This window comes from Catenulispora rubra (assembly GCF_015356825.1).
Classification (GTDB): Bacteria; Actinomycetota; Actinomycetes; order Streptomycetales; family Catenulisporaceae; genus Catenulispora; species Catenulispora rubra.
On record NZ_JAACYW010000628.1, the window covers coordinates 1 to 1,294 of the forward strand.

2 protein-coding genes are annotated in these 1,294 nt (G+C 73.4%); both read right to left on the minus strand.

The annotated features are described in order from the left end of the window. Window positions 1-692, minus strand: a 692-nt coding sequence (locus GWK61_RS54635; protein WP_323748210.1) for a GTPase, incomplete at its 3' end; no start/stop codon positions are given. Between the two features lie 117 nt (window positions 693-809). Then, window positions 810-1,294 (minus strand): TetR/AcrR family transcriptional regulator C-terminal domain-containing protein (locus GWK61_RS54640; RefSeq protein WP_194922299.1); only part of this gene is annotated, 485 nt, incomplete at its 5' end.

Sequence of the window (1,294 nt, forward strand, 5' to 3'; positions counted from 1 at the left end):
GCTGGTATCAGGTCGGCTGACATCGTGTCGGCTGCCGGCGCTGATCCGTCCGCTGACAGCTGTCCCGCCGTCAACACCGGCTGCTCCGGCACTTCGGCAAGCGCGCGCTGCTCCGCAGGCTGAGCGTTCTCGACTGAAACCGGCTGTACTGCCGACGTCGGCGCGGGCACTACGCTCTCCGCCGCCCCGGCACCTGGCTCGCCCGCGTCCGCGTCGTCGCCATCAGCCAGGGCACTCTCGCCCGCCGCGGCTTCGCTCCCACCACCCCGGCCGCGCGGTTCTTCCGCCTCATCAGTGCCGTCCGCGCGCGCCTCCCCCAACCCCGCGTCGCCCAAGTCCGCCGGGTTGCACACCAACACCGGCGTCCGCGTCGTCGGCCGCAGCGGACCCGTCGCCGACACGGTCGTGCCGGCCAGGGCGTTCAGCAGCGTTGACTTGCCGACGCCGGTCGGTCCGGCGAGGGCGCACAGGAGTGGCGCGTCCGGGGTGCGGAGTCTTGGGAGGACCGCCGCGGTGAGGATGTGCTCGATCTCCGTGCGGGCGCGGCGGGCCGGTTCGGCCGTGGCGAGGTCCAGGGGGAGGGTGATGGCGGTGACCGCTGAGAGCAGCGCGGTTGTCGCCTCTATGAGGGCGTCCGGCGGTTGCCCGCTGGGGTCGGCACCGCCGGTCGCCGCGTTGTCTGTGACCGCCACAGCGCGAAGCATGCCGGAAGCGGCGCGTGCGGGGAACCTGGTTGGCGAAATCGCTGGCGGGTCGTGGCGGTGCACGAGTTCACAAGCGTCGGCGCCGGGTCTGGGGCGCGAGTGCGGCTAGGCCCGTGCGCCGCCTGGTGTGTCGGCACGCAGCGCCGCGAAGCGCATCTCCAGCCCGTCGAGTACGGCCGAGAGTCCGACCTCGAACGCCCGGTCGTCGATCTCCCGTTGGCGCTCGGCGAGCAGGTGCGCCTGGTCCAGGTGCGGGTAGACGCCCTCGTAGACGGACGCGTCGGCCGGGAAGCTCGCCGCGAACGAACCCAGCGCCGAGCCGATCACCAGCGAGCGCATCAGGGCGCCGATGCTCGTTGCCTCGCGGCGTGGCCAGCCCGCGTCGACCAGGCCGCCGAAGACCGCGTCGGCGATGTGGAGCTGGGCCGGACGCCGTCCCGAGCCGCGGGCCAAGGCCGGGACCACGTTCGGATGCGCCGCCAGCACCTCACGATACGAGCGGGCCCACGTCGCCAAAGCGCCGCGCCACGTCGTGCGGCTCTCGGCGACCCCAGCAGCAGGCGGCTCAGACCCGCCCCCCAGCTCAAAGC